This is a genomic window from Pseudomonas sp. HP_14 (assembly GCF_055283875.1).
Genome location: NZ_JBTOQI010000001.1, coordinates 114,418 through 138,648 on the forward strand (window position 1 = coordinate 114,418; position 24,231 = coordinate 138,648).

Consider the following 24,231-nt stretch of genomic DNA (forward strand, 5'->3'; position numbering starts at 1 on the left):
ACGCACAACAGGCATTCATAAGTAAAAGGCAAGGACGCCCACAATAAAAACAGCGTTTTTCAACTTCGCATCTGCTGATTATTTTGATAAGGGTTTAAACCATGCGGTCAGCTTTCATGCTTGGCAGTGCAACGCTGTGCGCGGCTATCTCCGGCGCGGCGTTGGGGGATGATGTTCTCGGCAATCCGTTTTTCAAAGACAGCACCACACAAATCGTGGCGCGAAACTTCTACTTCAATCGTGACTTCCGCAATGCAGCGTCCAACGCGCAAAGCTATCGCGAGGAGTGGGCACAAGGTTTCATCGGTACGTTCACCTCGGGCTTCACGCCCGGGACTGTAGGCTTTGGTGTCGATGCGATTGGCCTTTACGGCATGAAGCTCGACAGCAGCTCGGACCGAATCGGCAGCGGCTTGCTGCCGAGCAGTGGCAACCATGTAGCGGGCGTCGACCACGCGGCAGACGACTACTCTCGGGCCGCAGGCGCAGTGAAGGTGAAAATTTCAAAGACCGTGCTGAAATACGGCCAGCAAACGCTGAACTTGCCGGTCTATTCCACCGGTGACAGTCGCTTGCTGCCGGAGACAACCGAAGGTTTCTATTTGAGCAGTAAGGAAATCGACAACCTGCGAGTTGATGTTGCGCACCTGACTTCATTGAGCGCCTACAGTCAGAGTGCTCACAACGCGAGTGGCATGACCAAGGCCGATGTAGTGGGCGCTACTTACAACTTCACGCCGAATCTGACCGGTGCTATTTACGCATCGGATGTTGAAGACTTGTGGAAGAAGAAGTATCTGGGCCTGAGTTGGGTTAAACCGATCGACTCCAGACAAGCCTTCACTGCTGATTTTCGCTTCTACAACCAGAAAAGTACCGGTGCGGAAAATGGCGGAGATATCGACAGCAACTCTTTCAGCATCAAGGGCGCTTATGCTTATGGCCCACATAAGGTAACGCTCGCCTATCAAGCGATCACCGGCAAGAACGGCTATGTGTTTTACACCGACGGCGGCAACACCGACTACATGGCCAACTACGTGCAATACGCCGAGTTCACCCGCGAAGATGAACGCTCATGGCAAGCACGCTACGACTTCAACTTCGCGGCCTTGGGTGTGCCCGGGTTAGAGGTTTTTGCCCGCTACATCAGCGGTGACAACATCAGCCTGGCCAGCGGTTCGCGTAATCAGAACGAATGGGAGCGCGACCTGGAAGCGTCCTACGTGATTCAGAGCGGTCCGTTGAAAGACCTTTCGTTCCGGGTACGTCAGGCGACCTATCGCAACTCGTTCAGTGGTGACGTCGATGACGTGAGGTTCATCACCCAGTATCCGATCAATCTTTGATGGGTAACGCTGGTTAACGGTAGGAGCCAACTTGTTGGCGAGGCGATAGTTCTGAGTTAACAGGCTCACTGTCTCGCCAACAACCTGGCTCCTACCGGCCGGATTTCGAGTGCAGCGGCGTCACGATCTGCGAATGATTTTGATCGAATGCGTCAGGGTCGGTTTGCGTGTCACGCTAATGGCTCGGCGGGTTACGGTATCGATGGTGATGTTCCAGTAACCACTGCTTGGCACAGTGATTTTGGCTGGAAAGGTATCGAAAGCACCGCCGTGATAAGTGTGGCGGCCACCGTTTTTGAAGCTGCGAAAGCTCGCATCGCTCATGAGGCGGATGTTGCAAGTCTGTGAAGCCTGAATGACCACAATGTCGTCTTCATTGAGATGTTCACGCTGGTGTATGAATTTCATTTACGGCTCCGGCCACATAGTTAAGGCCTTTCTATCGTTGAAAGCTTTTCAGGCTTTTTGGGCAAGGATCGTTGTCAGCAGTCCAGGAAAGCGACTGTCGATGTCGTCGCTGCGCAATGAGTTCATGTGCGTCGTACCCGCACTTTGCGTCATGACCAGGCCTGCATCGCGCAAAACCCGAAAATGGTGAGACATGCTCGACTTGGGGCGGCCGCCGTCCAGCTCGCCGCAAGTTGCCTGAGGCACGCTGCCCAGATGCCGGACTATCTCCAGGCGAACCGGATCGCTCAACGCATGAAAGATACGCTCAAGTTCGAAGTCGCTGGCTGGGGGATGTTTGAATGGTCGCATGGGGCGAATCATACACGGGGCTTTACCAAACAGCCATTGTTCGAATAGTATCGAACAAACGAAACGCCATCTTCGAGGTACGTTCAATGTCTGCCCTGTTCCAACCCTATACCCTGAAAGACATCACGCTGCGCAACCGTATCGCGGTCCCGCCTATGTGCCAATACAGCGCTACTGACGGTCTGATCAACGAATGGCACCAGGTCCACCTGGCCGCAATCGCCCGCGGTGGCGCCGGTCTGGTGATCGTTGAAGCCACGGCTGTGTCGCCTGAGGGTCGCATCACTCCGGGCTGCACCGGGATCTGGAATGATGAACTGGCGCAAGCGTTTGTGCCTGTGGTCAAGGCCATCAAGGCCGCAGGTTCGGTACCTGGCATTCAGATTGCTCACGCAGGTCGCAAGGCCAGCGCCAATCGTCCATGGGAAGGCGACGATCATATTGCTGCCGATGATGCGCGTGGCTGGCAGACGATTGCCCCCTCCGCCATCGCCTTTGGCGCCAACCTGCCAAAACAGCCGACAGCCATGACCCTGGATGACATCACTCGCGTTCGCGAAGACTTTGTTGCCGCGGCCCGTCGGGCACGAGATGCAGGTTTCGAATGGCTGGAACTGCACTTCGCGCATGGTTATCTGGCTCAGTCGTTCTTCTCCGAGCACTCCAATCATCGCGAAGATGCCTACGGCGGCAGTTTTGAAAACCGCAGCCGCTTCCTGCTGGAAACCCTGGCGGCCGTACGCGAAGTCTGGCCTGAGCATTTGCCGCTGACCGCCCGTTTTGGCGTACTGGAGTTCGACGGCCGTGATGAGCAAACGCTGGTGGAGTCCATCGAGCTGACCCGTCAGTTCAAGGCCGCAGGCCTGGACATGCTCAGCGTCAGCATCGGCTTTACCATCCCTGAAACCCAGATTCCATGGGGCCCGGCCTTCATGGGGCCAATTGCCGAGCGAGTACGTCGTGAAGCAGGCATTCCGGTTTCTTCGGCCTGGGGTTTCGGTACTCCAGCTATTGCCGAGCAGGTGGTCAAAGACGGTCAGCTTGATCTGGTCATGGTCGGCCGAGCGCATTTGGCCAACCCGCACTGGGCGTATTACGCAGCCAAAGAACTGGGTGTCGATCGGGCATCCTGGACCCTGCCTGCGCCTTACGCTCACTGGCTTGAGCGTTACTAAGCACTTGCGTCAGCCGCAACAGGTATAAAACAGAAAGGCGACCCGCGTGGTCGCCTTTCTGTTTTCAGTAACTCCTTCGCTGTGCGCTGTTTATCTTGAGTCGTTGTCCCAGATCCAGCCCCACATGCCTGGCAAGTGAACGGCGATGGCGCTGGTCGGTACCGTTCGGGACGTTGCTGCGCGTTGCAACTCGGCGCGGTCGTCGTAGAAAGGCTTGGGGGCGACTTTGAGCCCGGTTGCCTGAGCGCTGTCCAACAGAATCTGCAGGTACTCGCGGGTATGCCGCGCGGTATAGCGATTGAGGTCGTGAAAGGTCACCACAATCGGGATTGCGCCATCTACCGCGTGAAACTCACCGCTAGCAACCCGCTCACGTACCTCGGACATTTCTCTGAGCATGTGGGCGCGTCGACGCGGGCTGGCGTTGAAACCCCAGATCTTGCCGTCATTGGCGCTGATGTCCGTCAACAGAACCTGCATGCCATGGCGCTGGTAGGCCGCGAAAGTTCGACTGTCGTAGTTCCAGAACGGCGGGCGCAACAACGTCGGCGGGCTGCTCATGCTTGTCGCTATGACCGAACTGCCTTGCTGCAGCGAGTGCTCCAGCTCTTCAGGGCTCAACGAACGATGATTGGTATGGGCAGGCGTTGCCGAGTGAAAACCGAGGATATGCCCTGCCTCGCTTTCGCGGCGCATGATCCTGCGTCCCCTGTCGCTGTTGCCCGCTCGCGAAACGCCGGTCTGAACGAAGAAGATCGCTTTGATATCGTTTTGCACCGGATTCTGCGCGAGGCTATGCAGCACTTGCAGTGTCGGATTGGCCAGGCTTGAAGCACTTGGTCCGTCGTCAAAGGTCACAACAAAGCGTATAGGCGCTTGCTGGCTCAAGCGTTCCGAGGTGTGCTCACTCAGGGGGATAGGCGCTGCAATACAACCCGCAAGCGCCGCCGAAATGGTCAGCCCGGATAAAACGCTACAGATATTTCTCATTGACTTGGGTTTTCCGGGTTACAGCCGCAGGGCATGGCGCAGGGTCTCTTCAGGCACCCTTGCGTAGATACTATTGGACGTTAACGAGACAGGCAGCAGTTGTGTCATGCCGGTACTTCAACCCCGGATGCGCTGGTTGCCTGCAAAAAGCGCGAGTGTATACGCAGGTCATTTAGCTGTGTAGTGCTCAATGCCTTTGCAGTCCTGTCAAAGAATATACCTACCTGATTTGGGATACTTTTACTGTAGGAGCGAGCTTGCTCGCGATAGTGGTAGATCGGTTGAGAAATTATCCTCTGACCTGACGCTATCGCGAGCAATGTGCGACGCCACCCGGTCGCTGCTACAGGGCCCACGTTGACGCGAGGCAATGGGGGGCATGGAAGATGGACGCATGCCTGCACGAAGTCCATTCAGTGTAAATAACTGTGCACGGTTCTGAACCGGTTCACAGGCCCGCCCGCTTCAGCTTTATTTCTGACTCTGGAGCATTCCAATCGTGATAACTTCCCTGCCTGGCTGACTTGAACGCATGCAGTGCCCTTTTCAAGCACCGATAAACCAGCCGATTATCTGCAACTCGTCGTTTTTTATAAAAAAATGAATTTTTTCGGGTTTGTTTTGTTCAGATATCGGGGAGCAACAAAATGGATCCACGTTGCTGTGCTTCCCGATTTTTAATGTATGAGGCTGAGGAAAGGAAAAATGACTCAATCACCGCAGTATGAAGAGTCCTCACAAGACCAGGATCTGATCTTGATCGTCGAAGACGAACCGATGATCCGGGACTTTGTGCAAGAGATTCTGGAGTTTGAGGGCGGCTTCAGGACTGAGTCTGTAGAGAATGCCGATCAAGCGGTTGAGTATCTCGAAAAGCATGCCGGTGATGTTTCGCTACTGCTGACCGACGTGCGTATGCCTGGCAGCATGGATGGCATCGCGCTGGCTAACATGGTTGCCACCAAATGGAGTATTCCCATTGTGGTTATGTCTGGCCATGGAACACCGGGTAGTGATCAGCTTCCTGCCGATATCCTGTTCATCGCCAAGCCCTGGACTATTTCCCAGTTGCTTGATGGCGTTAACAACACCCTCAGTGCCAGCAAAACACCGTTCAGCGTATCCGCGACTGAGACGCGCTAAGCGTCGCCACAACCCCTGAATTGCCTTTTTGATTTCAAACTCATCAAGGTTCTCTGCGCTACAACACAGCGATGGCAACAGAACGTGCCGTCGGCGTCAGTCGGCAGCAGGGGTCGGTATAAACACTTGGCTGACCGGCCACTAACGCTGTATTGCGGGGCTATTCATTACGGGGCTATCTCGCAGGGCTATCTAAAGTCCCGGCTACGGACATCCAGCCCGGTCAGCAAAGGTGTCAGATCATAGAGCCGTTGTGCAATCAGATGGCGTACGCCACTTTGTGATTCCAGACGGCCAAATACCTGTAGCAACTGCGCGCTCACCAGCACTTTGCGCTGCCGCTCGGCAAGATCGCGCCAGACCACCACGTTAACCATTCCAAACTCGTCCTCAAGTGTCACAAAGGTCACACCGCTGGCCGTTCCTGGACGCTGACGACCGACCACTAACCCCGCGACGCTCAGAGTCCGGCCATGTTCTAGGTCAAGCAGGCCTTTTGAGCTGCGAAAGCGTTTCGCAGCCAGTTGACGGCGCAGCATGGCGAGTGGATGTGGTCCCAGCGTGGTGCCGGTCATGGCGTAATCGGCCATCAAGTCTTGCGCAACAGTGGGTAAAGGCAGCGAAACCTGTGTTTCTTCACTGCGCTGCTCGGGACCAAACAAGGGTCGTTGCACTTCAACTCCAGCCACTTCCCAGCGCGCCCGATGACGATGCCCGATCAAACCGCGCAGCGCACCTGAATCTGCCAGTTGCTCCAGTGCTCTGCCATCGAGCCCGGCACGCTGACTCAAATCGGTGGCGTCTTGCAATGCGCCCCGCTCCCTGGCTATTTCGATACGTCGACCATCGTCCTCACGAAAACCTTTGATCATCCGCAGCCCCATGCGCAAGGCCAGTGAGCGATTGCGATCGGTGTGTTCGACAGGCTCAAGTGAGCAATCCCAGTCGCTATAGCGCACGTCTACCGGACGTATTTCAATGTGGTGGCGACGGGCGTCCTGCAGGATTTGATCCGGGCTGTAGAACCCCATTGGCCAACTGTTGATCAGCGCGCAGGCAAAGGCTGCGGGTTCATGGCACTTTAGCCAGCAACTGGCATACGTCAGCAAGGCAAAACTCGCGGCATGGGACTCTGGAAATCCGTAGCTGCCGAAGCCCTTGATCTGCTCGAAGATGCGTTGAATGAATGCAGGCTCGTAACCATTGGCGGTCATCCGCTCGGCAAGCCGAACACGATGCGGCTCCAGGCCGCCATGACGCTTCCAGGCTGCCATGGAACGACGCAGTTCATCCGCCTCGCCGGGCGTGTAATCAGCGGCGATGATCGCCACCTCCATGACCTGTTCCTGAAACAACGGCACGCCCAGGGTTCGCTTGAATACTTTCTCGAGCCTGGGCGGATAGGTCACCTCCTCCTCATTATTTCGCCTGCGCAGATAAGGATGAACCATGTCGCCCTGAATCGGCCCCGGCCGGACAATGGCCACCTCGATGACCAGATCGTAAAACTTCTTGGGTTTCATGCGCGGCAGCATGGCCATCTGCGCCCGAGACTCAATCTGGAACACCCCAACAGTGTCAGCGCGGCCAATCATCTCGTAGGTGACCGGGTCATCTTCCGGCAGGGAGGCAAGCGTCCAGTCGTTCCCCCGGTAGCGGCGCACCAGATCAAAGGTTCTACGCAATGCGCTGAGCATGCCCAAGGCCAGAATGTCGACTTTGAGCAAACCGACTGCGTCGAGATCGTCCTTGTCCCACTGAATGATGGTCCTGTCAGCCATCGCAGCGTTTTCTACGGGCACCAGGGTGTTGAGCGGATGCTCGGAAATCACGAAGCCACCGGGGTGTTGCGACAAGTGCCGGGGAAACCCAATCAGCTCGCGGGTCAGGGTCAGAACACGGTGGAGTATGGGGGTTTGCGAGTCGAATCCACTTTCACGCAGGCGCTCCGCCGTCGGTAATTCATCACTCCAACTGCTGAAACAATCAGCCAGGGCATTGATCTGGTCGGGCGGCAGGCCCAGCACTCTGGCGATATCCCGTACGGCTCCCGTGCCGTGATAAGTGCTGGCCACCGCCGTCAGCGCCGCCCTGCCCCGGCCATAGCGCTTAAAGACGTACTGCAAGACTTCTTCGCGACGCTCGTGCTCAAAGTCCACGTCGATATCGGGCGGCTCGTTCCGCTCTTTTGAGATGAAACGCTCGAACAGCAGATTGCTTCTTTCCGGGTTCAACTCAGTAATGCCCAGCGCAAAGCAGACCACCGAGTTAGCCGCAGAGCCACGGCCCTGACAAAGGATGTCGCGGCCGCGAGCGAACTGGACAATGTCGTGAACCGTCAGAAAGTAACTGTCGAATTTCATTTCGCTGATCAGGCGCAGTTCTTTCTCTATCTGGGCCCTTGTCTCTTGCGTGGGCCCACATGGCCAACGCTTGCGTACACCCTCCTCGGTCTTCTCCCGCAACCATGAAGTGGACGTGTACCCGGAGGGCACCAGTTCATGGGGATACTCGTACCGTAACTGGCTCAGATCGAAGCGACAGCGTCGGGCAATATGTACCGTTTCAGCCAACAGTGTTTCAGGGTAGAGCGCAGCCACAGCGTCTGTTGAGCGCAAATGCCGCTCGCCATTGGGGAACAAGTGATGGCCTGCTTCGGCCACCGTAGTGTGATGGCGGATAGCAGTCATGGTGTCCTGCAAAGCTCGCCGACCTCGGGCATGCATGTGGACATCGCCGCTGGCAACGGCTGGAATGTGCAGGTTTTGTGCAAGATCACGCAGTTTTTCCAGACGATGCTGGTCATCAGGTCCGCGATGCAACTCGACGGCCAGCCACAACACCTCAGCAAAATGGCTGGCCAGCCAGCGGCCGTGCTCAAGCAGCTCACTGTCCGTGAGTTCGGTGTCGGGTACCCACAAGGCCAGCAGTCCCGGCATGGCATGGCCGAAGTCCTCGCGAAACAGTTGATATTGACCTTTTTTGGCTCTGCGCCGGGCAACGGTTATCAATTGGCACAGCGCTTGATACCCCTGCAGATTCTCCACCAGCAAAACCACCTTTGGCCCATCGTCGATCTGCATTTCGCTGCCGACGATCAGAGGCAGGCCGGTTTTTTTCGAGGCCTGCCAGGCACGAACGATCCCTGCCAGCGTGCATTCGTCGGTGATTGCCAGCGCCGCATAGCCGTGGGCCGTGGCCCGTTCAAAGAGTTCAAGGGCGCTGGATGCTCCACGCTGAAAACTGAAGTTCGTCAGGCAGTGCAATTCGGCATATGGCTGGTTCATGCAAACCAGCCATGCAATAACAGATCACCCTGTTCGCCAACAGGTCGATACGCCCAGCCACGCTGACCGGTCCTGGTCTCGACCAGATAATAGTCACGACGCACATCACCACCGTCCCACCAACCTGATTCAATACGCTCGGGCCCGGCAAGAATCCGCGTCCCGACACCCTGCAAAGGTTGTGGCTCAGGCAATAACCAGCCAGGCCTGGGGACTGTCGGCGCGCGAGACCTGGCCTTGGTCACAAGGTTGAGCTGCCAAGCGCATTCAGGACGATGATCGGCGTGCATCTGCAATGCATTGACCGAATCGTCACCCAGGCGCGCGCGCAAACGTTCACGCAGCTGCTCCCAAGGCAATGCCTGCTGGAGACGCTCGTCAAACAACTCTCGAAATACCGGAACAAAAGCGGGCAAGTCACGCGCCAGCAAACGCACAGCGCGTACCGGTGACGTCACCTGTATCTGCTCAAGCCTGCCTCTGGCCAGTTCAAACAGCATGCCCGCTTCGCGCTCGGCACTAAGCAAGCCAATGGGCACGATGCTGTCGGGTCCATCGTTATGTTCCAGATACAGGCTAAAACGCTGCACGCCGCTGTCGCGCCCGGCCAGGAATGCAGCCAGGTCTGCGACCAGTCGCTTGAGGGGGAATAACAACGCCTGATGTGACTCGACATCGAAATTCAACTCGATACGCACATCGAAGTAGTCCGGTGGTGCGTAACACTCCAGCGCGACCGGACGCTCGCCCAGCAAGTTATCCAGATGCTGCAACACTTGCGCTGGAAAGCGTCGCGCCAGAGTGTCGCGTGGCAAGCTCAGGACCTGACGCAGGGTACGCAAGCCCATACGCGACAGCGCCAGGGCAACTTCATGACTCAGCCCCACCCTGTCCACCGGCATGTGCTCCAGTCTCTGGCGCAACTCATGGGGACAGGTCACGGCGAGGCCGTCATGGGCGTTTGCCAACATGCGCGCAGCCACAGGATTGGGTGCCACGACAATGCGATGGCTGAAGCCTAAAGCGCTCAACTCCTGACGCAGGCGCGCTTCGAATACAGGCCATGGCCCGAACAGGCCGAGGCTGGACTCGACTTCCATGAGCAAAACCCGTGGGTACCTGAGGCTGACTTGCGAACTGAAGCGATAGGCCCACGCAGCCAGCAATCGGTGCAGACGCTCGGTCTCGGCAGGGTCATATTCGACGGTGGCAAAGTCCCTGACCAACACCTGCGCGCTGGTCAGGGACTGACCTGCCCGTAACCCCAAAGCACGGGCCGCCGGGTTGACCACCTGCAAGATGCGACGCTGCGCGGTACCGCTCAGCAACGCGAGCGGCTCATCAGGGTCGGCACGACGGCGCATGACGCCGTCCAGTGCCATTTGTGGCAACAGGACACAGGCCCACAGCATAGGAACCTCAGGCGTCAGTTGAAAAAGGTATAGGGGAAACAGGGGTCAGGCCACCACGGCATTTCAGTACCCGTAATTGCTCGGGCCTGGTATCGATGGCAACACGTAACGCTGCGGGCGATGGGTTGTGCATGGCTGCCATGGGGCGGCAGGCGAAAGCCAGGGTCTGCCCCGTTTCGGCGGCCACCTGCAAGCGACGCAATGCCCGATCATCTGCCTGGCGTGGCCAGCACAGCACGGCTCCGCAACTGCCGGAGCGCAGGCATTGCTCGGCAGCCCATAATGCATCGCGTTCGCTGGCCTGAATCAGATTGACCTGACGCATGTCTACGCCCGCCGCCAGCCAGGCCTGCGGGTATGGAATATAAGGAGGAGCCACCAGCACGACTCGCTCGCCGCTGTCGGTCAACCTGGCCAAAGTGGGCCAGAGCAGGCGCAACTCACCACTGCCATCGGCCGCGACAAGAATCTCGCTCAGTGCTGATGCAGGCCAGCCACCGGTTGGCAACACCTTGTCCAGCGCAGAATGACCAGTAGGCTGTAAGCCGACAGGCGCTGTGTGTTGCCGGCCTTTCCAGACCCGACGCTCGTCCAGCAGCGAATCGAGACTGACGACGGCGCCCATCATGCACGCCTCACCAGACCACAGAACACACCCTCAATGGCGAAGTCCTGATCCGGCTCAACAACAATGGGGGCATACGCCGGGTTGCGCGGCAGCAGGACAAAGCTATCGCTGCCCTTTTGCAAACGCTTGATTGTCACTTCGCCATCGAGTCGTGCAACCACGATTTGCCCGTCATGAGCATCGCTGCTGCGGTGCACGCCCACCAGATCACCATCGAGGATACCGTCCTCAATCATCGAATCGCCTTGAACACGCAGCAGGTAATCGGGTACCCGGGAAAAAGTACTGCGATCCATCAGCAAGGTGTCGTGGTGGTCTACGTCCGGACCAATCGGCATGCCTGCGGCCACACGGCCCATGACCGGAATGGCCAGCATTTCGGGCCGCGGGGTTGACTGAACCAGACGAATCCCCCGGGCCTGATTGGGCAGCACCTCGATCAGCCCGGCTTCGGTCAGGGCAATGATGTGCTTGCGGGCCACGCTACGCGAAGCAAAACCAAAGGCTTCGGAGATTTCGGCCAGGCTCGGAGATTGACCTTGCTGCGCGATACGATCACGGATGAAGGTCAGGATGGCGCTACGTTTGGGAGATAATGTGCTCATGGAGCACATTTGTACTCCATTGCATAATTTCTGGCTAGAGCATTTGGTCGCCGCGCACGTCAGCGACCAAAAAAGCTTAGGACGGGCAGCCCTCGGCGCCGTCGTTCAGCCCTTGTTTGTAGTTTTCGTATTCGAGCGTTGCCTTGCCATTGACCCACTTGAGAGTCAGGACCAGCACTGAATCGAAGTCATCGCCCGTCCAGTCGTCGAGCAAGGTGATTTTCTTTCCAGAGGCCTCTTCGGCAACCTTGTTGATCAGTTCCGGCAGGTAACCGTGGGACCAGGCGGTATAGATGGTCGCGTCGTGATACTTGTCTCGCATCAACTCATCAGCCAGCGCACCCGTGTCATTGGCGCCATAGTCAATATTGACCGGCAGGCCAAGCTTGATGGCGCTCGGCCCGACCGTCATCAATGGACGGAGGTAGCTGTAAGAGAGATCGCCCTCACCCTCCTCCACATGACGGCTTGGGTTGGCGGCAAAAATGAAATTGGCTTTGCCGAACTGGCGTGGCAGTAACTCGGAGAGATCAATAGCGCGGTTCAGGCCCTGGCAGTTGAGCTGACCAAGCCCCATGGACGGTTTCTCGGCATGGCGCATGAACACTAAGGTCTGAGTACCGTTCTTGGGTTCGGCATGCACGCCTTTACCCAGACTGAACAGTGCGACGGACGATGCAACCAATGCCACAGGAACAAAAAACCAGGCACAGCGTCGCTGCAGGCGGCTGAGGATAGGGGATCGGAAAATTTTCATGAGTCTCTTATTTTGGCGTGCAGTAGTGAGGTGCGTAGCATGAAATGCTTCCCTGACTGGGTCAGCTACCCCGTACAACTCCCTTTTCGAGCACTCCGAAGCGTGTCCCTGAAACGCCCCACAGCCTAACGCGCATATATTTCGATCTTGTTGACGTGCCAATAGGAGTCGAAATTGCCCTTAAGGTTGCACACGACCCGGCCAAAAGTCAGAAAAATCAAAGACCAAGGTGTAATTGAATATGTGTTCCTCATGGATAAACCACATTGGCCTGCCAGTACTCATTACTTGCGAAACCCGCAATACACGGCACTGAGCGCGACTGCCAGACCCGCCAGAGCATACACCCATACCGCAGAAGTAACAGGCAACAATAAGCCTGCCAACAAAGGCCCGATGCCTGCACCTATGTCTCGCCATACCGCATTGGCGGCGAGCGCCTGGACACGATCAGGACCGGGGTTACGCTGAGCAACAAGGGTCGTGACCAGAGGCAGTTGCACGGCACGCAGAACCAATACCCCGCCGGCGCCCAGTATCAACCAGTGGGAGCCGAACGCGATCAGTGCAAGACACGTCAATACAGAACAGACCACCAGCATGCGAACCGCGCCGAAATGGTCCGCTGCCCGCCCGCCTACAGGGCTTAGAACCATCTCTGAAACATAACGCAAGGCCAGCAGAACACCGGCCACAATAACGCCGTTGCCGCCCATCACGGTCTGCGCCTGTAACGCGAGACTGAAGATAAACAAGCCGTCCAGCGCAACGCCTTCAATAAATGACCAGGTGGCGACACTGTCTGGAGCCTTGAAACGGCGGCCCGTGGGGGCAGGCATGGCATGCGGGCTGTCAGGCAGGCGCCGTGCAAGCCACCAGCCGGTCAGCGCAGCAACGGTCAGCAACATGAAAATCACACGTGGGCCAAATTCAATGCTCACGAGTGCGCCCAGCGGCAATGCGATCATGGGGCCGATGGCAATAAATGCCCTTGAGCGACCCGAGCGATGCGCCGCGCCTGCAGCGTCTGACGTGGCCAGTACCTGGGTTGAGAGGTTCATGGCCGCATAGGCCAGCCCCCACCCCAGACGCAGAATCAAAAGCCACCAGAAACCTGAAATGAAGGCGTTGCCCAAGGCACAGACAGCGGCCGTCGCAGCAGCGAGCATTACGGTAGGACGGTCTCCATTGCGCGCGTAATAGCGCACCACATAGCTGTAACCGAAGATACGCACCAACCGATTCGCCGCGAGCAAGATACCCGCTTGCGTCAGGCTGATACCAAACGCTTCAACGTGCATGGGTAACAACAGATACAGCAAGACATCGCTGGGCAGACACAGCGCCAGAACTATTGCGGAACGACGGGAAGCAACATCAGCAGTGCGCGGAGCCGAAGCCATATCCAGAAAAACCCGGTTACAAAGCGGAACCGAAGCATGCCGCGTCAGGGTTGCTTATGACAACCCTGTGACGGGGAAATAGCTTTTTCAGCGCTGCGGCATGACCGAAAGAGCCTTCAGGAATAACAGGCATGACTCACATCAACAAATCGAAATATTTTCCATTTACCGTAAAAAAATCTCGGCTGATGCGCTTTGGGAGTGCTACTTTTGGTCTTCGTAAGGACTGTCCAGAAATACTGCAGGAAGGCGCCTCGGCTGATGTAGGAATCTACTGATTTCATACTTAGGCCTCTCAGCTTTTGCTGCCGTCTAGACAGCTCCCTTGCCTCCCATTTGAGCTATGGAAGTGCTCGTTTGAAAGAGGTGGGTCTCATGAATAAAGTCACGTTCCCCAATGCTTGTCAGCTGATGCGCTGGTATTTCCATCCGGTGGGCTTCGAAGCCACCATGGATGCACCCAGCAGCATGGTAGCCCGCCTGTTTGACCGGGCCAGTGGCGAGACGGTCATCGCCGTTGCCGGTCTGCGTTGCGCAACCGTCATGAATGCGACTGAAGTGGAACTGATCATCGAGGCCATCGAGGCAGAGCTGGAATCGTTCGTGCCTCTGCGCGCTGTAGGGCTTTGAATAACTCGTGCCCCTCACTCGCCCGACACTGGATCTGTAGGCGCTCAAAGGTTACAAGGCCAGCGATGGCGGTTTGTCTGACACTCCGCTATCGCTGGCCTTGTAACCTCGGTGAGCGCCTACAGGACAGCGTTAAATCTGGAAGATCGCATATACCGTTACAAGCGGTTCATAAGACCTCGCATATCCTCAAAAAACGGCTTGTCTGCCGGTATCCGGTCTGACGCTCGGGTCGTGTTCACCCCCTCCTTTGCGCTGCCATCGATATACCAGTAGCAGTGCCGTACCGCCCGGGTAATCGCCACGTAAGCGAGACGCAAAACTTCATCTTTTTGCGCATTATCGAAGGCATCGGTGTCTCCTGGGCTCCCCAACCCGGCCTGACGATAAAGCTGATTCTTGTACGGTGAATGCGTCAAATGCTGGCAGTCACCCAACAGGAACACCGCGTCCGCTTGCAAGCCCTTGGCGCTGTGGTAGGTCAGCTGTTTGAAGCGTCGCGCCTGTGGTGGCAGCGCATAATCAGCATTCACTAACGCCTGTAACTTACCGGAAAGCAAAGCTTTATCGCTGCTCTTGCGGTAAAGCAACAGGATCGAGTCGCCGTCGTTGTAGTGCTCGATGAGACGTTCCGTCAGCGACTCGTCATTGCGTTCCAGCACTCTGACGGGCAGCAATTCCTGCACAGCACCGCTGGCCCTGGCTTTCTTGCCTGCAATGGCAGGTGCTGCTCGCACGATATGCTCGGCAGCATCAATGATGTGCTGATGGCTGCGGTAGTTGTCACTGAGCATGACTTTGGTGGTCGCAGGTGCTGGAAACTCCTTGGGGAATTCCATGAAGAATTTCGGCGAGCTGCCACGCCAGCCGTAGATCGATTGCCAGTCATCGCCCACACATAATAACGAGGCGTGTTGCGCGGTATGGCCGATGTGCAGGTCTGACCCCCGACGACGGATCTCCCGCAAACAGGCGCGTACCCACGAAACGATCTGTGGCGAGACGTCCTGAAATTCATCGATCATCAGATGCGAAAGCGGCCTGAGCTGATGGTCACCCACCAGCTTGAGATTCTCCGGCGAATTTTCGCCAAACAGGGCAAACATCCGGTTATAGGTCATCACCGGCGGTGTCTGAGTGAGCAAGTGATTTTCAAACGCTTTCCAGAACAAGCTCAAGGCTTCAAAGAAGTAACGGTCGGGATCGTTCCCGGCGAAACTCATTTCGGCCACTGCCGCCGGGACATCCAGCCCGAGGTTCTCGATAAAACCTGCCGCCGCAACAAAACTGTCCAGCAACGGGGCTGCGCTCAGATCCCCCTTGACCTTGTAATCAAACCCGGGCCCGGCAACTGCGGCTCCAGACAAAGACTGCAGAACACGGCTACCGGCCTCGTAGCTATCCAGCCATATCAATGGCTTGCGGCAGAATGCTTGAAACAGTGTGCGTTTGATCACCCATTCAGCCCACACAGGTAACTTGGCACCCTGACGCTTCATCTGCTGGTCTTCGGATGGATCGAAACCCAGTACTACCCAAGCGTCGAGCTCTGCAATGTACCCGTGTAGATGGAAGCCAAAGCCATTGATCTCAACGGTCTGTCGCATCGGCTCGATGCCTTTGATGGGCCAGGCTTTGGCACGTATCCACAGATCTTCGATGATGTCGCACAGTTCTTCATCGCGCCGCGCCGACAGTTCGGTGACGGTCACGCGTTTTTGTACATCGGGGTGATCACGCTCCAGCTCCTTGAGCTGCAGCGCCTGACGGTAAAGAGGTGCGATGACGTCGCGGAAACGCTCATCGCTGGCGTACAGGTCGCGATAACACAGGTTGAGTTGCTGACGCTGGGCGTCGTTGATCCGCAGATCAAATGGATTACTGTCTGCGCCCTCTTCCAGCCCGGCTATGGATTGAGTTCCGAGGTTTTCGAACGCCGTCAGTTTCTCCAGGCCCGGCATGCTGCGCACCAACGGCAGAATACGCGAGTGGAAGGTGCGTACTACTTCGCGTGCCTGTTTCTGGTCAAGCGAGTGGCCCCAGCAGGCAAACACCTCGACCAGTTTATTGACAAAGTCCTTGCGAGATTCGCGAGTGAACGTCACCACCGTCATGGAACCCAGCTCAAAGCCCAGGTAGTGGTGAAGCAGCAAAATGCGCAGCACCAACGACGTCGACTTGCCAGCCCCTGCACCCGCGATGACGTAAGTTGACGGGGTATCGCTGAAGATCATCTTCCATTGCGCAGCGCTGGGTTGTGCGTGAGCAGGTAACTTCTGGCCAACATCGGCTTTCATGCGTTTTTTGATGTCTGCGGTCAGCGGGAACCGCCAATCATCGAACAGATGGTCATCCACTTTCGGTCCACGATGTTCAATCGGACGCGTATCCCGGATCACCAGGACCTTGCGGCCTTCTTCGATCCCTTCCAAGTGGCCCTCTGCATAGCCCTCTTCCACACCGTGCATATGGCCGTTGAGATAGCCGTCGGCATGACCTTGTGTCCAGGACGGCGCATGTTGCGACCCCAGACGACTCAAGCCCCGGCCCAGCAGCCGCGAGAGCAGACGTTTGATCAGGGGTAGCTGATGGAGGGGGCGCAAATCGGATTCGGCATCGACGGGAACATCAACAGGCAGTTTGTCTGGCACGCAGGCTCCAGGGCACAGATAAGCAAAAGTGCCCTATGGTCGCCCGATTCAGCCCTGAGCTCCAGTAAATGCTTTGCGATCAGTTGATTAGCCGATCAAGTGCAGGTTGAGTGGAGAATAAGCTCCTCAGAGACATCTAACTAATCGATTGGTTAAAGCGATTATTTACGCTTTTTATCGATAGTTATTTGATCAATCATAGCTGCCATCAACAACCGAACAACGTTCAGCAGCCCCGGGCCAACATTCACTGCCCGCTTCTGCACAGGAGGCCACACCATGCTGCAATTACGACCTTTCAACACTTTGGGCGGCGCCAACCACGGCTGGCTGGACGCACATCACCACTTCTCGTTCGCCGAGTATTACGACCCGAAACGCATGAACTGGGGTCAACTGCGAGTCTGGAACGACGACGTGATCCAGGCCGGTACAGGCTTCCCGAAACACCCGCATCGGGACATGGAAATCATCACTTACGTTCGTGAAGGCGCCATTACTCACGAGGATAACCTGGGTAACAAAGGCCGTACCGAGGCTGGTGATGTTCAGGTCATGAGTGCCGGGACCGGTGTCGCTCATAGCGAGTACAACATGGAAGCGACGGCAACCAAAATCTTCCAGATCTGGATCATGCCCAACGAAACCGGCGCAGCGCCTTCCTGGGGTGCCAAACCGTTTCCAAAAGGCGACCGCGAAGGCTTCGTGACCCTGGCCAGCGGCAAGTCCGGTGATGACGTGAGTCTGCGTATCCGCGCTGATGCACGTCTGGTCGCTGCCAACCTGAAAGCCGGGGAAAGTGCCGAATACCACATGGATGCGGGTCGACGCGCCTACCTGGTGCCCGCTACCGGCAGCATTGAGGTCAATGGCCTGCAAGCAAACGCCCGAGACGGCGTTGCAGTAGAAGAAGAGCGTGTGCTGCGGGTGACCGCCATCGAAGACAGCGAAATCGTGCTGGTCGATGTGGCTTGAGTCTTGAGCAAACGCTGAAATTGAAAAAGCCCGGACTCTTACGAGTCCGGGCTTTTTTGTACATGCGCTATTGATCAGCAATCACTCAGCCTGCGTCTTGCCCAGATTACCGGTAGGAGCGAATTCATTCGCGAAGAGGCCGGTACATCCGCAGCCGATGTCTCGCCTGAAACACCGCCTTCCCGAATGAATTCGGTCCTACCGGTTCAACGTACATCAGACGATCCATGGACTCCGCGCCCTTCCCTGTAGATCACTTATTGCATCAAGCAATCGCTGCATCCACCAACACCTGAGCTTCTGCGACCAGACGCTTGAGGTGGTCCTCACCGACAAAACTCTCGGCGTAGATTTTGTAGATGTCTTCAGTGCCTGATGGGCGCGCTGCAAACCAGCCGTTTTCAGTCATCACTTTCAAGCCGCCAATCGCCTGGTTATTGCCTGGAGCGTGGCTGAGGACACTTTGAATCGCCTCCCCTGCCAACTCGGTCGACTTGACCTGATCCGGCGACAGTTTGCCCAGCGCAGCTTTTTGCTCAGGGCTGGCCTTGGCTTCAACGCGCGTGGAGAACGGTTCGCCCAGTTCCTGAGTCAGGGACTGATAGATTTCGCTCGGGTCGCGGCCTTTGCGGGCGGTGATTTCTGCGGCCAACAGCGCTGGAATCAGGCCATCCTTGTCGGTGGTCCAGACCGTGCCGTCCTTGCGCAAGAACGAAGCACCGGCACTTTCTTCACCGCCAAAGCCCAGCGAGCCATCGAACAGCCCTTCGGCAAAAAACTTGAAGCCCACCGGCACTTCATACAGGCGGCGACCCAGACGCGCGGTGACCCGATCAATCATGCCGCTGCTGACCACGGTTTTACCGACAGCAGCATCGGCGCGCCAGTCAGGACGATTCTGGAACAGGTAATCAATGGAAACGGCCAGGTAGTTGTTCGGCGCCAGCAAACCACCGCTCGGCGTCACGATGCCATGGCGGTCGTGGTCAGGGTCACAGGCAAACGCGACCTGATATTTGTCCTTCAGGCCGATAAGGCCCTGCATGGCGAAGTTCGACGATGGGTCCATACGAATGCGTCCGTCCCAGTCAACGCTCATGAAGCGGAACGTCGGGTCAACAAACTGGTTCACGACGTCCAGATTCAGACCGTAGTGTTCACCGATTGCTGACCAGTAACGCACGCCTGCGCCGCCCAGAGGGTCGACGCCAAGACGCAGGCCTGCGCTGCGGATCGCGTCCATGTCGATCACGTTCTTCAGATCGGCAACATACGTGTTGAGGTAGTCATGGCGATGCGTCGTGTCAGCACGCAACGCTTTTTCATGGCTGACGCGGCTGACGCCGAGTACTTTTTCAGCCAACAGTTCGTTGGCCTTGGCTTCAATCCATTTGGTGATGTGGCTGTCAGCCGGGCCACCGTTTGGAGGGTTGTACTTGAAGCCACCGCTTTCAGGCGGGTTGTGCGACGGAGTAATCACAATACCGTCAGCCAGGCCGGATGTGCGGCCACGGTTGTAGCAAATAATCGCGTGGGAAACAGCCGGTGTCGGGGTGTACTCATCACCTTCGGAAATCATCACCTGCACGCCATTGGCGGCAAGGACTTCCAGAGCGCTGGCCGCGGCTGGCGTCGACAAGGCATGCGTGTCGGCACCCAGGAACAACGGGCCGTCGATGCCATTGGCCTGACGGTAAAGGCAAATCGCCTGACTGATTGCCAGAACGTGCCACTCGTTGAAACTCAGTTCGAACGAGCTGCCACGATGGCCGGAAGTACCAAATGCCACGCGCTGGGTCGAGATCGACGCATCAGGCTGACCGGTGTAATAGGCGGTTACCAGTCGCGGAATATCGACCAGCAACTGAGCCGGTGCCAGCTTGCCGGCGAAGGGACTGAGACTCATACAACCTCCATGAAAAACGGAATAGAAATAAAGCTGGCTGCTGTACTGGCTAGAAATAATCAGCGGCGCGGCAGTTTACTGGCAGTTTGACCTCGCTGCTTGGCTATCGATCCATAAGCCCTTGTTCAATCACAACTGCCACCAGCCAGGCAGTAACTGTCGAACCCTGGGCTCGGCAAAACGATCATCGATAAGCATGACAACTCCCCTGTCTTGCTGACCGCGAATCACTCGCCCCGCCGCCTGCACAACCTTCTGGATGCCCGGATAAAGGTAGGTGTAATCGTAGCCCGCGCCGAACAACACAGCCATGCGTTGTTTGAGTTGTTCATTGACCGGGTTGAGTTGAGCAAGCCCCAGTGTCGCAATGAATGCACCAATCAGACGCGCGCCGGGCAAATCGATACCTTCGCCAAACGCGCCGCCGAGTACCGCAAAGCCGATCCCCTGACTTTCGAGGGTAAAACGATCCAGAAACCCCTGACGCTCGCTTTCACTCATGCCCCGCGCCTGATGCCACAGCGGAATGTGCGGATAGCGTTGCTGCATCAGGGCCGCGACTTGTTGCTGATAATCAAAGCTGCTGAAAAATGCCAGATAATTGCCTGGCCGCGCTTGAAACTGCTCCGCCAGTAGTTCGACGATCGGCGCCAAAGATGCCTGACGATGGGTGAAGCGCGTGGAAATCCGGCTGATGATCTGCACGTCCAGCTGCTCCCGACTGAACGGTGACTCCACATCAACCCATGCGGTATCTGCGGGCAAACCCAGAAGATCGGCGTAATAGTGCCTAGGGTTCAGGGTTGCAGAGAACAACACGCTGCTGCGCGCCGCCGTCAACCTCGGCCGAATGAACCGGGCGGGTACCACATTGCGCAAGCACAACCTGGAGCTGCTGCGTTTGCTGGTCAGCGCTCTTTTGCTGATATCAAACACAAAGTGCTCGTCGAACAACTCGGCGATCCGCACAAACGCGATCGCCTCGAAATAAAAACTCTGCAGCGTGCCAGTAAGCGCATGTGGGTGATCGTTGAAATAATCACCCATGGCCGCCACGCACAGGTTCAGGGAGTGCAGAAACTTGCCTGGGGTTTCGGGGTAAGCCTGATAAGGAGCAAGCTGCTCTTTATGCAGCGCGTTCCATTCCCGGTTTACCCGCTGCAGCACTTTCTGCAAAGCCTCGGGTGCCGTCTGGCGCAGCGCGCTCAGGCTCTGCTGATCAAGGCTGGCGCTGTACATCTGCCGTGCACGCTCGACCATGTTGTGGGCTTCGTCCACCAACACAGCCACGCGCCATTGGTTGAACTCGCTGAGGCCGAACAACAACGCGCTGAGATCGAAGTAATAGTTGTAGTCCGCTATCACCACGTCCGCCCAACGAGCTATCTCCTGGCTGAGGTAGTAAGGACATACCTCGTGGGCGAGAGCAGCCTCACGCATGCCCGCCTGATCCAGCCAGGGAGCAGAAAGCGCCGCGTCTCGCGCAGCAGGCAAACGGTCATAGAAACCTTTGGCCAGCGGACAGGAGTCTCCATTGCAGGCTTTGTCCGGGTGCTCGCATGCCTTGTCCCGGGCGACCAGCTCCAGCACGCGCAATTTTAGCTCCGGTGCGCTGGTGCGGATGACCGTCAGTGCATCCAGCGCTAACTTGCGGCCCGGAGTTTTAGCCGTCAGAAAGAATATTTTGTCCAACTGCTGGGTCGGCACCGCCTTGAGCATCGGAAACAGCGTGCCAATCGTCTTGCCGATTCCGGTAGGCGCCTGCGCCATAAGACAACGCCCGGTGCTGACGGACTTGTAAACCGACTCGGCCAGATGACGCTGGCCAGTGCGGAAGCTCTCATGGGGGAATTTCAGCAGGTTCAATTGGCGATTACGCTCACCGATGTGCTGCAGCTCCTGCTTGGCCCAGCGCAAGAACACACCACAGTGATGCTGAAAAAACGCCTGCAGGGCGGGCGCGGCGAAGCGCTCTCGAATAAGCGTTTCGTGCTCGGTATCGACATTGAAATACACCAGCGCCAGGTTCACTTCGGATAACTGCAACTTCTCGCACAACAGCCATCCATAGACCTTCGCCTGCGCCCAATGCAGTTGCCGATGGTTGTCTGGCATAGAGGAAAGATCACCGCGATACGTCTTGATTTCCTCCAGCTGATTAATCGCAGGGTCGTAGCCATCAGCCCGGCCGCGAATCCTGAGTTGTTGATACTCCCCCGAAAGCGAGACTTCATTCTGGTATCCGGGGCCGCGCCGGGCAGCCACGCTGCGATGCCCGGCGATGCCCTCGAGGGCGGTAGGCGAAGGAGTAAAGCGCAAATCGATATCACCGGTTTTGGCGGTGAATTCGCACAGAGCCCGCACAGCAACGAGATAGCGGGCTTGATCAGAGGGGTCAGGCGCTAACGAGCGCTGGTCTTCACCTCCGATTTCGAGCTGGCTTTGGGGATGGTTAGATGAAGAAATGACGGTCACAACCTGAAATACGAATACTGGATGGGCGTACAGATACCAGCACCGTTCATCTCTGGCAAACAGAAATGGATCGGCGGAGACCCAGGCATCAGATCCGCCCTACCAGGATGTGCCACGCCTCATGCCTGGCACTGACAGGAAAATCAGCGCCCCGAAAGTATCTCCGCGACCGCACCACCAGTTTGCGGGTCAACCGTCATGACGCGGCCCTTGTCAGGGTCAGACGAACGTACGCGGGCAATGATCGATTCCTGATCGTCAAATTCAACCCGGCGTTTGCGATACAGACTTTGCAAGCCCTCAAGCGTCAGGCCGCTTATGTCGCCCAGCCATTGCAACACCTGATCAGGCGCCGCTGAGCCCTGCAAGGCTTTGTGCAAATCGGGCAGCGCCACCAGCATGCCTGGATGCAGTCGTCGCAGAAAACCTTCAAGATCCCGTCCTTCATTGACGAAGGGTGAAAACAGCAGGCAGATCAGCTGTGCTTCGCTGACACCAAACCCCTCCTGCGCAAAGGTGGCAGCCAGCTCGCGACGCGTGGCAATCCCCTCCTCGCTGGCGTAAGCCTTCATGGCCTGATCAATCAGGCGCTTGGGCATCCCTTTACGGCACATCAACGTTTTGGCCAATTGCAGGTATTCAGCAATACCCTCGGCGTAACTGCGGCCCTGAACGTATTGCACTTTCAGACCGCGCATATGTGCCATCAACAGAGGGTTAGCGCAATCGGACTCGCTGAAGCTGAAGGCCAGATCATCAAAGCGGAAGCCCAGAAACTCGGTGAGCAGCTTCCAGTGTTCCTCGGCATTACTGACGATCAAATCGGAGATGGCAATAAACGCAGGCGCACCGGCTTTGCTGGTAACACTCACGGGAGCGCTCATCGGCTCCGCTGATTCGTCATTCGCCCCATACAGTTCCTGATGGTAGGACTCGCTGATACTGCCAATGACGCTCAGCATGGCATTGAAGCTCTGGCTTGCCCCGTCCTTGAAACGATACGCCGTACGCGGCGCAAGGCGCATCACCCAGGTGACGTATTGTTTCTGCTCCTTGCGAGAGTCGCCACTGACCACGGCATCCACCCCGCTGCCCCAGGTCGTCGCTCGCTCAAAGAAGCCGGCCAGCCTCAAGTAACAGCTGTTGCAGAACGTGGTCCGACCGTCCCCGGCCGAGACATGACCACTGACCAGCATGTCGGAACGATTCTGCTCCCGCGCGGAATAAGAGATGGGCGCATCGGGCTCGAACACCCTGACAATCTCGTGGTCGACCTCCAGTAATTCCACCCTGGGATCGTCGTGCAGGAAAAGTGCGGAATACGTGCGCTGAATATTCCCTAACACCACGGGCGTAACGCCAGCGTGGCGCATCGTGGCAACGCGCAGATTAAACGTCGCAGGCGAGCGCCCGGCGATGCTCAATTGGGCTGCGCGCAGGAGCGCCACGGTATAGGCGCTGTCCTTGCCTCCGCTGAAGGGGACCATCACACTGAAGCTGGAAATACGCTCGATACCGCCAGCCGCAACGATCAAACGCTGGATAAGCAGCTGCAACGCTGTGCGCTCTGCCCGACGAAAATAACTCAGCAAGCGTTGCAGGACTTGCTGGTAGACATAATTCATTGCCTGTTCGTGAATAGAGCTCATGCCGTCTCACCTCCTTGTTTTCCACAACGCCGCACGCTGCAAGCACGGATGTTCAAATCGGGCAGCCTTAAAAAATGATCAGCGACCATGACTCATTCCCTGAGTGTTAAGTACCCAACTATTATCGATATTAACAACACAATTACAAGACGGCTTTAAGGAATAAAAATAACAGCGTTAGTGCGTTTAATATCCTTGTCATTAAACGTGTTAGTTTAATTATATGTTTATGCGCGCTGCTGTCCGGTGCCGTCCTGCCTACCGTAAATATTCAGTGCCACCTCGCGAACACGCGAGCAGCAGCCGTTCATAGAGGGTCCAAAGCAGGCAGCCACTCTGTTTCCGAATTCAGTGTGTAAACTCATCTTGTGGATGTCATCGCGAAGGGGGCGATGCGGGCGGGATGTTTAAAACAGATAATTCCAGCTGTTTTGGAT

Annotated in this window: 19 protein-coding genes; 6 read left to right on the forward strand and 13 right to left on the reverse strand. The window is 56.8% G+C overall.

Translation table 11 applies throughout. The features are described from left to right. Positions 1-101: 101 nt before the first annotated feature. A complete protein-coding gene (locus tag ACYASS_RS00475) occupies positions 102-1,349 on the forward strand; it encodes an OprD family porin (RefSeq protein WP_463584631.1) in 1,248 nt (415 codons plus the stop codon). A gap of 120 nt (positions 1,350-1,469) precedes the next feature. Here the strand turns inward: ACYASS_RS00475 and ACYASS_RS00480 are convergent, their stop codons facing one another. Both ACYASS_RS00480 and ACYASS_RS00485 read right to left on the reverse strand, forming a co-directional pair. Then, positions 1,470-1,757, reverse strand: a complete 288-nt coding sequence (locus tag ACYASS_RS00480) for a DUF1883 domain-containing protein (RefSeq protein WP_463584632.1) — start codon at positions 1,755-1,757, stop codon at positions 1,470-1,472. Positions 1,758-1,805: 48 nt separating this feature from the next. Beyond that, positions 1,806-2,108 carry an ArsR/SmtB family transcription factor gene (locus ACYASS_RS00485; RefSeq protein WP_122663365.1) on the reverse strand — a complete coding sequence of 101 codons (303 nt, stop codon included), beginning with the start codon at positions 2,106-2,108 and terminating at the stop codon, positions 1,806-1,808. A gap of 86 nt (positions 2,109-2,194) precedes the next feature. On the opposite strand from ACYASS_RS00485, the gene ACYASS_RS00490 reads away from it, so the two are divergent. Next, positions 2,195-3,283 (forward strand): NADH:flavin oxidoreductase/NADH oxidase, encoded by a 1,089-nt coding sequence (locus tag ACYASS_RS00490; RefSeq protein WP_463584633.1) that lies wholly within the window; start codon positions 2,195-2,197, stop codon positions 3,281-3,283. A gap of 90 nt (positions 3,284-3,373) precedes the next feature. On the opposite strand, the gene ACYASS_RS00495 is transcribed toward ACYASS_RS00490, so the two are convergent. Continuing rightward, positions 3,374-4,273: a polysaccharide deacetylase family protein gene (locus ACYASS_RS00495; protein WP_463584634.1), complete on the reverse strand. Its 900-nt coding sequence runs from the start codon at positions 4,271-4,273 to the stop codon at positions 3,374-3,376. Positions 4,274-4,978: 705 nt separating this feature from the next. On the opposite strand from ACYASS_RS00495, the gene ACYASS_RS00500 reads away from it, so the two are divergent. Next, complete coding sequence (locus ACYASS_RS00500) at positions 4,979-5,416, forward strand: response regulator (protein ID WP_463584635.1); 438 nt, start codon at positions 4,979-4,981, stop codon at positions 5,414-5,416. A 188-nt stretch (positions 5,417-5,604) separates the two neighbouring features. On the opposite strand, the gene ACYASS_RS00505 is transcribed toward ACYASS_RS00500, so the two are convergent. The 6 genes from ACYASS_RS00505 to ACYASS_RS00530 form a co-directional block, all read right to left on the reverse strand. Then, on the reverse strand, positions 5,605-8,703 hold the full coding sequence (locus tag ACYASS_RS00505) for an error-prone DNA polymerase (protein ID WP_463584636.1): 3,099 nt from the start codon (positions 8,701-8,703) through the stop codon (positions 5,605-5,607). Beyond that, a complete protein-coding gene (locus ACYASS_RS00510) occupies positions 8,700-10,115 on the reverse strand; it encodes a Y-family DNA polymerase (RefSeq protein ID WP_463584637.1) in 1,416 nt (471 codons plus the stop codon). The genes ACYASS_RS00505 and ACYASS_RS00510 overlap by 4 nt, the downstream gene beginning before the upstream one ends. A 7-nt stretch (positions 10,116-10,122) precedes the next feature. Then, complete coding sequence (gene imuA / locus ACYASS_RS00515) at positions 10,123-10,740, reverse strand: translesion DNA synthesis-associated protein ImuA (RefSeq protein WP_463584880.1); 618 nt, start codon at positions 10,738-10,740, stop codon at positions 10,123-10,125. Beyond that, positions 10,740-11,357: a transcriptional repressor LexA gene (gene lexA / locus ACYASS_RS00520; RefSeq protein ID WP_243247549.1), complete on the reverse strand. Its 618-nt coding sequence runs from the start codon at positions 11,355-11,357 to the stop codon at positions 10,740-10,742. Before lexA ends, imuA begins: the two co-directional genes overlap by 1 nt. Before the next feature lie 67 nt (positions 11,358-11,424). After that, entirely contained in the window at positions 11,425-12,105 is a 681-nt protein-coding gene (locus ACYASS_RS00525) for a hypothetical protein (protein WP_463584638.1), read from the reverse strand. Positions 12,106-12,389: 284 nt separating this feature from the next. Then, the gene (locus ACYASS_RS00530; RefSeq protein WP_463584639.1) at positions 12,390-13,508 is read right to left on the reverse strand and encodes an MFS transporter; all 1,119 of its coding nucleotides are present in this window, start codon (positions 13,506-13,508) and stop codon (positions 12,390-12,392) included. A gap of 131 nt (positions 13,509-13,639) precedes the next feature. Here ACYASS_RS00530 and ACYASS_RS00535 point away from each other — a divergent pair, with 131 nt between their 5' ends. Together ACYASS_RS00535 and ACYASS_RS00540 are read left to right on the forward strand one after the other, a co-directional pair. Next, complete coding sequence (locus ACYASS_RS00535) at positions 13,640-13,786, forward strand: hypothetical protein (protein WP_463584640.1); 147 nt, start codon at positions 13,640-13,642, stop codon at positions 13,784-13,786. A 79-nt stretch (positions 13,787-13,865) separates the two neighbouring features. Further along, on the forward strand, positions 13,866-14,138 hold the full coding sequence (locus tag ACYASS_RS00540; RefSeq protein WP_162873809.1) for a DUF1652 domain-containing protein: 273 nt from the start codon (positions 13,866-13,868) through the stop codon (positions 14,136-14,138). A gap of 158 nt (positions 14,139-14,296) precedes the next feature. Here the strand turns inward: ACYASS_RS00540 and ACYASS_RS00545 are convergent, their stop codons facing one another. Further along, positions 14,297-16,789 (reverse strand): UvrD-helicase domain-containing protein, encoded by a 2,493-nt coding sequence (locus tag ACYASS_RS00545; protein WP_463584641.1) that lies wholly within the window; start codon positions 16,787-16,789, stop codon positions 14,297-14,299. 279 nt (positions 16,790-17,068) lie between these two features. Between ACYASS_RS00545 and ACYASS_RS00550 the strand changes: the two genes are divergently transcribed. Then, positions 17,069-17,764, forward strand: a complete 696-nt coding sequence (locus ACYASS_RS00550) for a pirin family protein (RefSeq protein ID WP_463584642.1) — start codon at positions 17,069-17,071, stop codon at positions 17,762-17,764. Positions 17,765-18,029: 265 nt separating this feature from the next. Here ACYASS_RS00550 and pgm read toward each other — a convergent pair whose 3' ends face one another. From pgm to ACYASS_RS00565, 3 genes are all read right to left on the reverse strand, one after another. Then, a complete protein-coding gene (gene pgm / locus ACYASS_RS00555; RefSeq protein ID WP_463584643.1) occupies positions 18,030-19,670 on the reverse strand; it encodes a phosphoglucomutase (alpha-D-glucose-1,6-bisphosphate-dependent) in 1,641 nt (546 codons plus the stop codon). 129 nt (positions 19,671-19,799) lie between these two features. Continuing rightward, the gene (locus tag ACYASS_RS00560; RefSeq protein ID WP_463584881.1) at positions 19,800-22,100 is read right to left on the reverse strand and encodes a helicase C-terminal domain-containing protein; all 2,301 of its coding nucleotides are present in this window, start codon (positions 22,098-22,100) and stop codon (positions 19,800-19,802) included. Between the two features lie 188 nt (positions 22,101-22,288). Beyond that, positions 22,289-23,794, reverse strand: coding sequence for a hypothetical protein (locus ACYASS_RS00565; RefSeq protein WP_463584644.1), 1,506 nt, complete (start codon positions 23,792-23,794; stop codon positions 22,289-22,291). Positions 23,795-24,231: the final 437 nt, after the last annotated feature.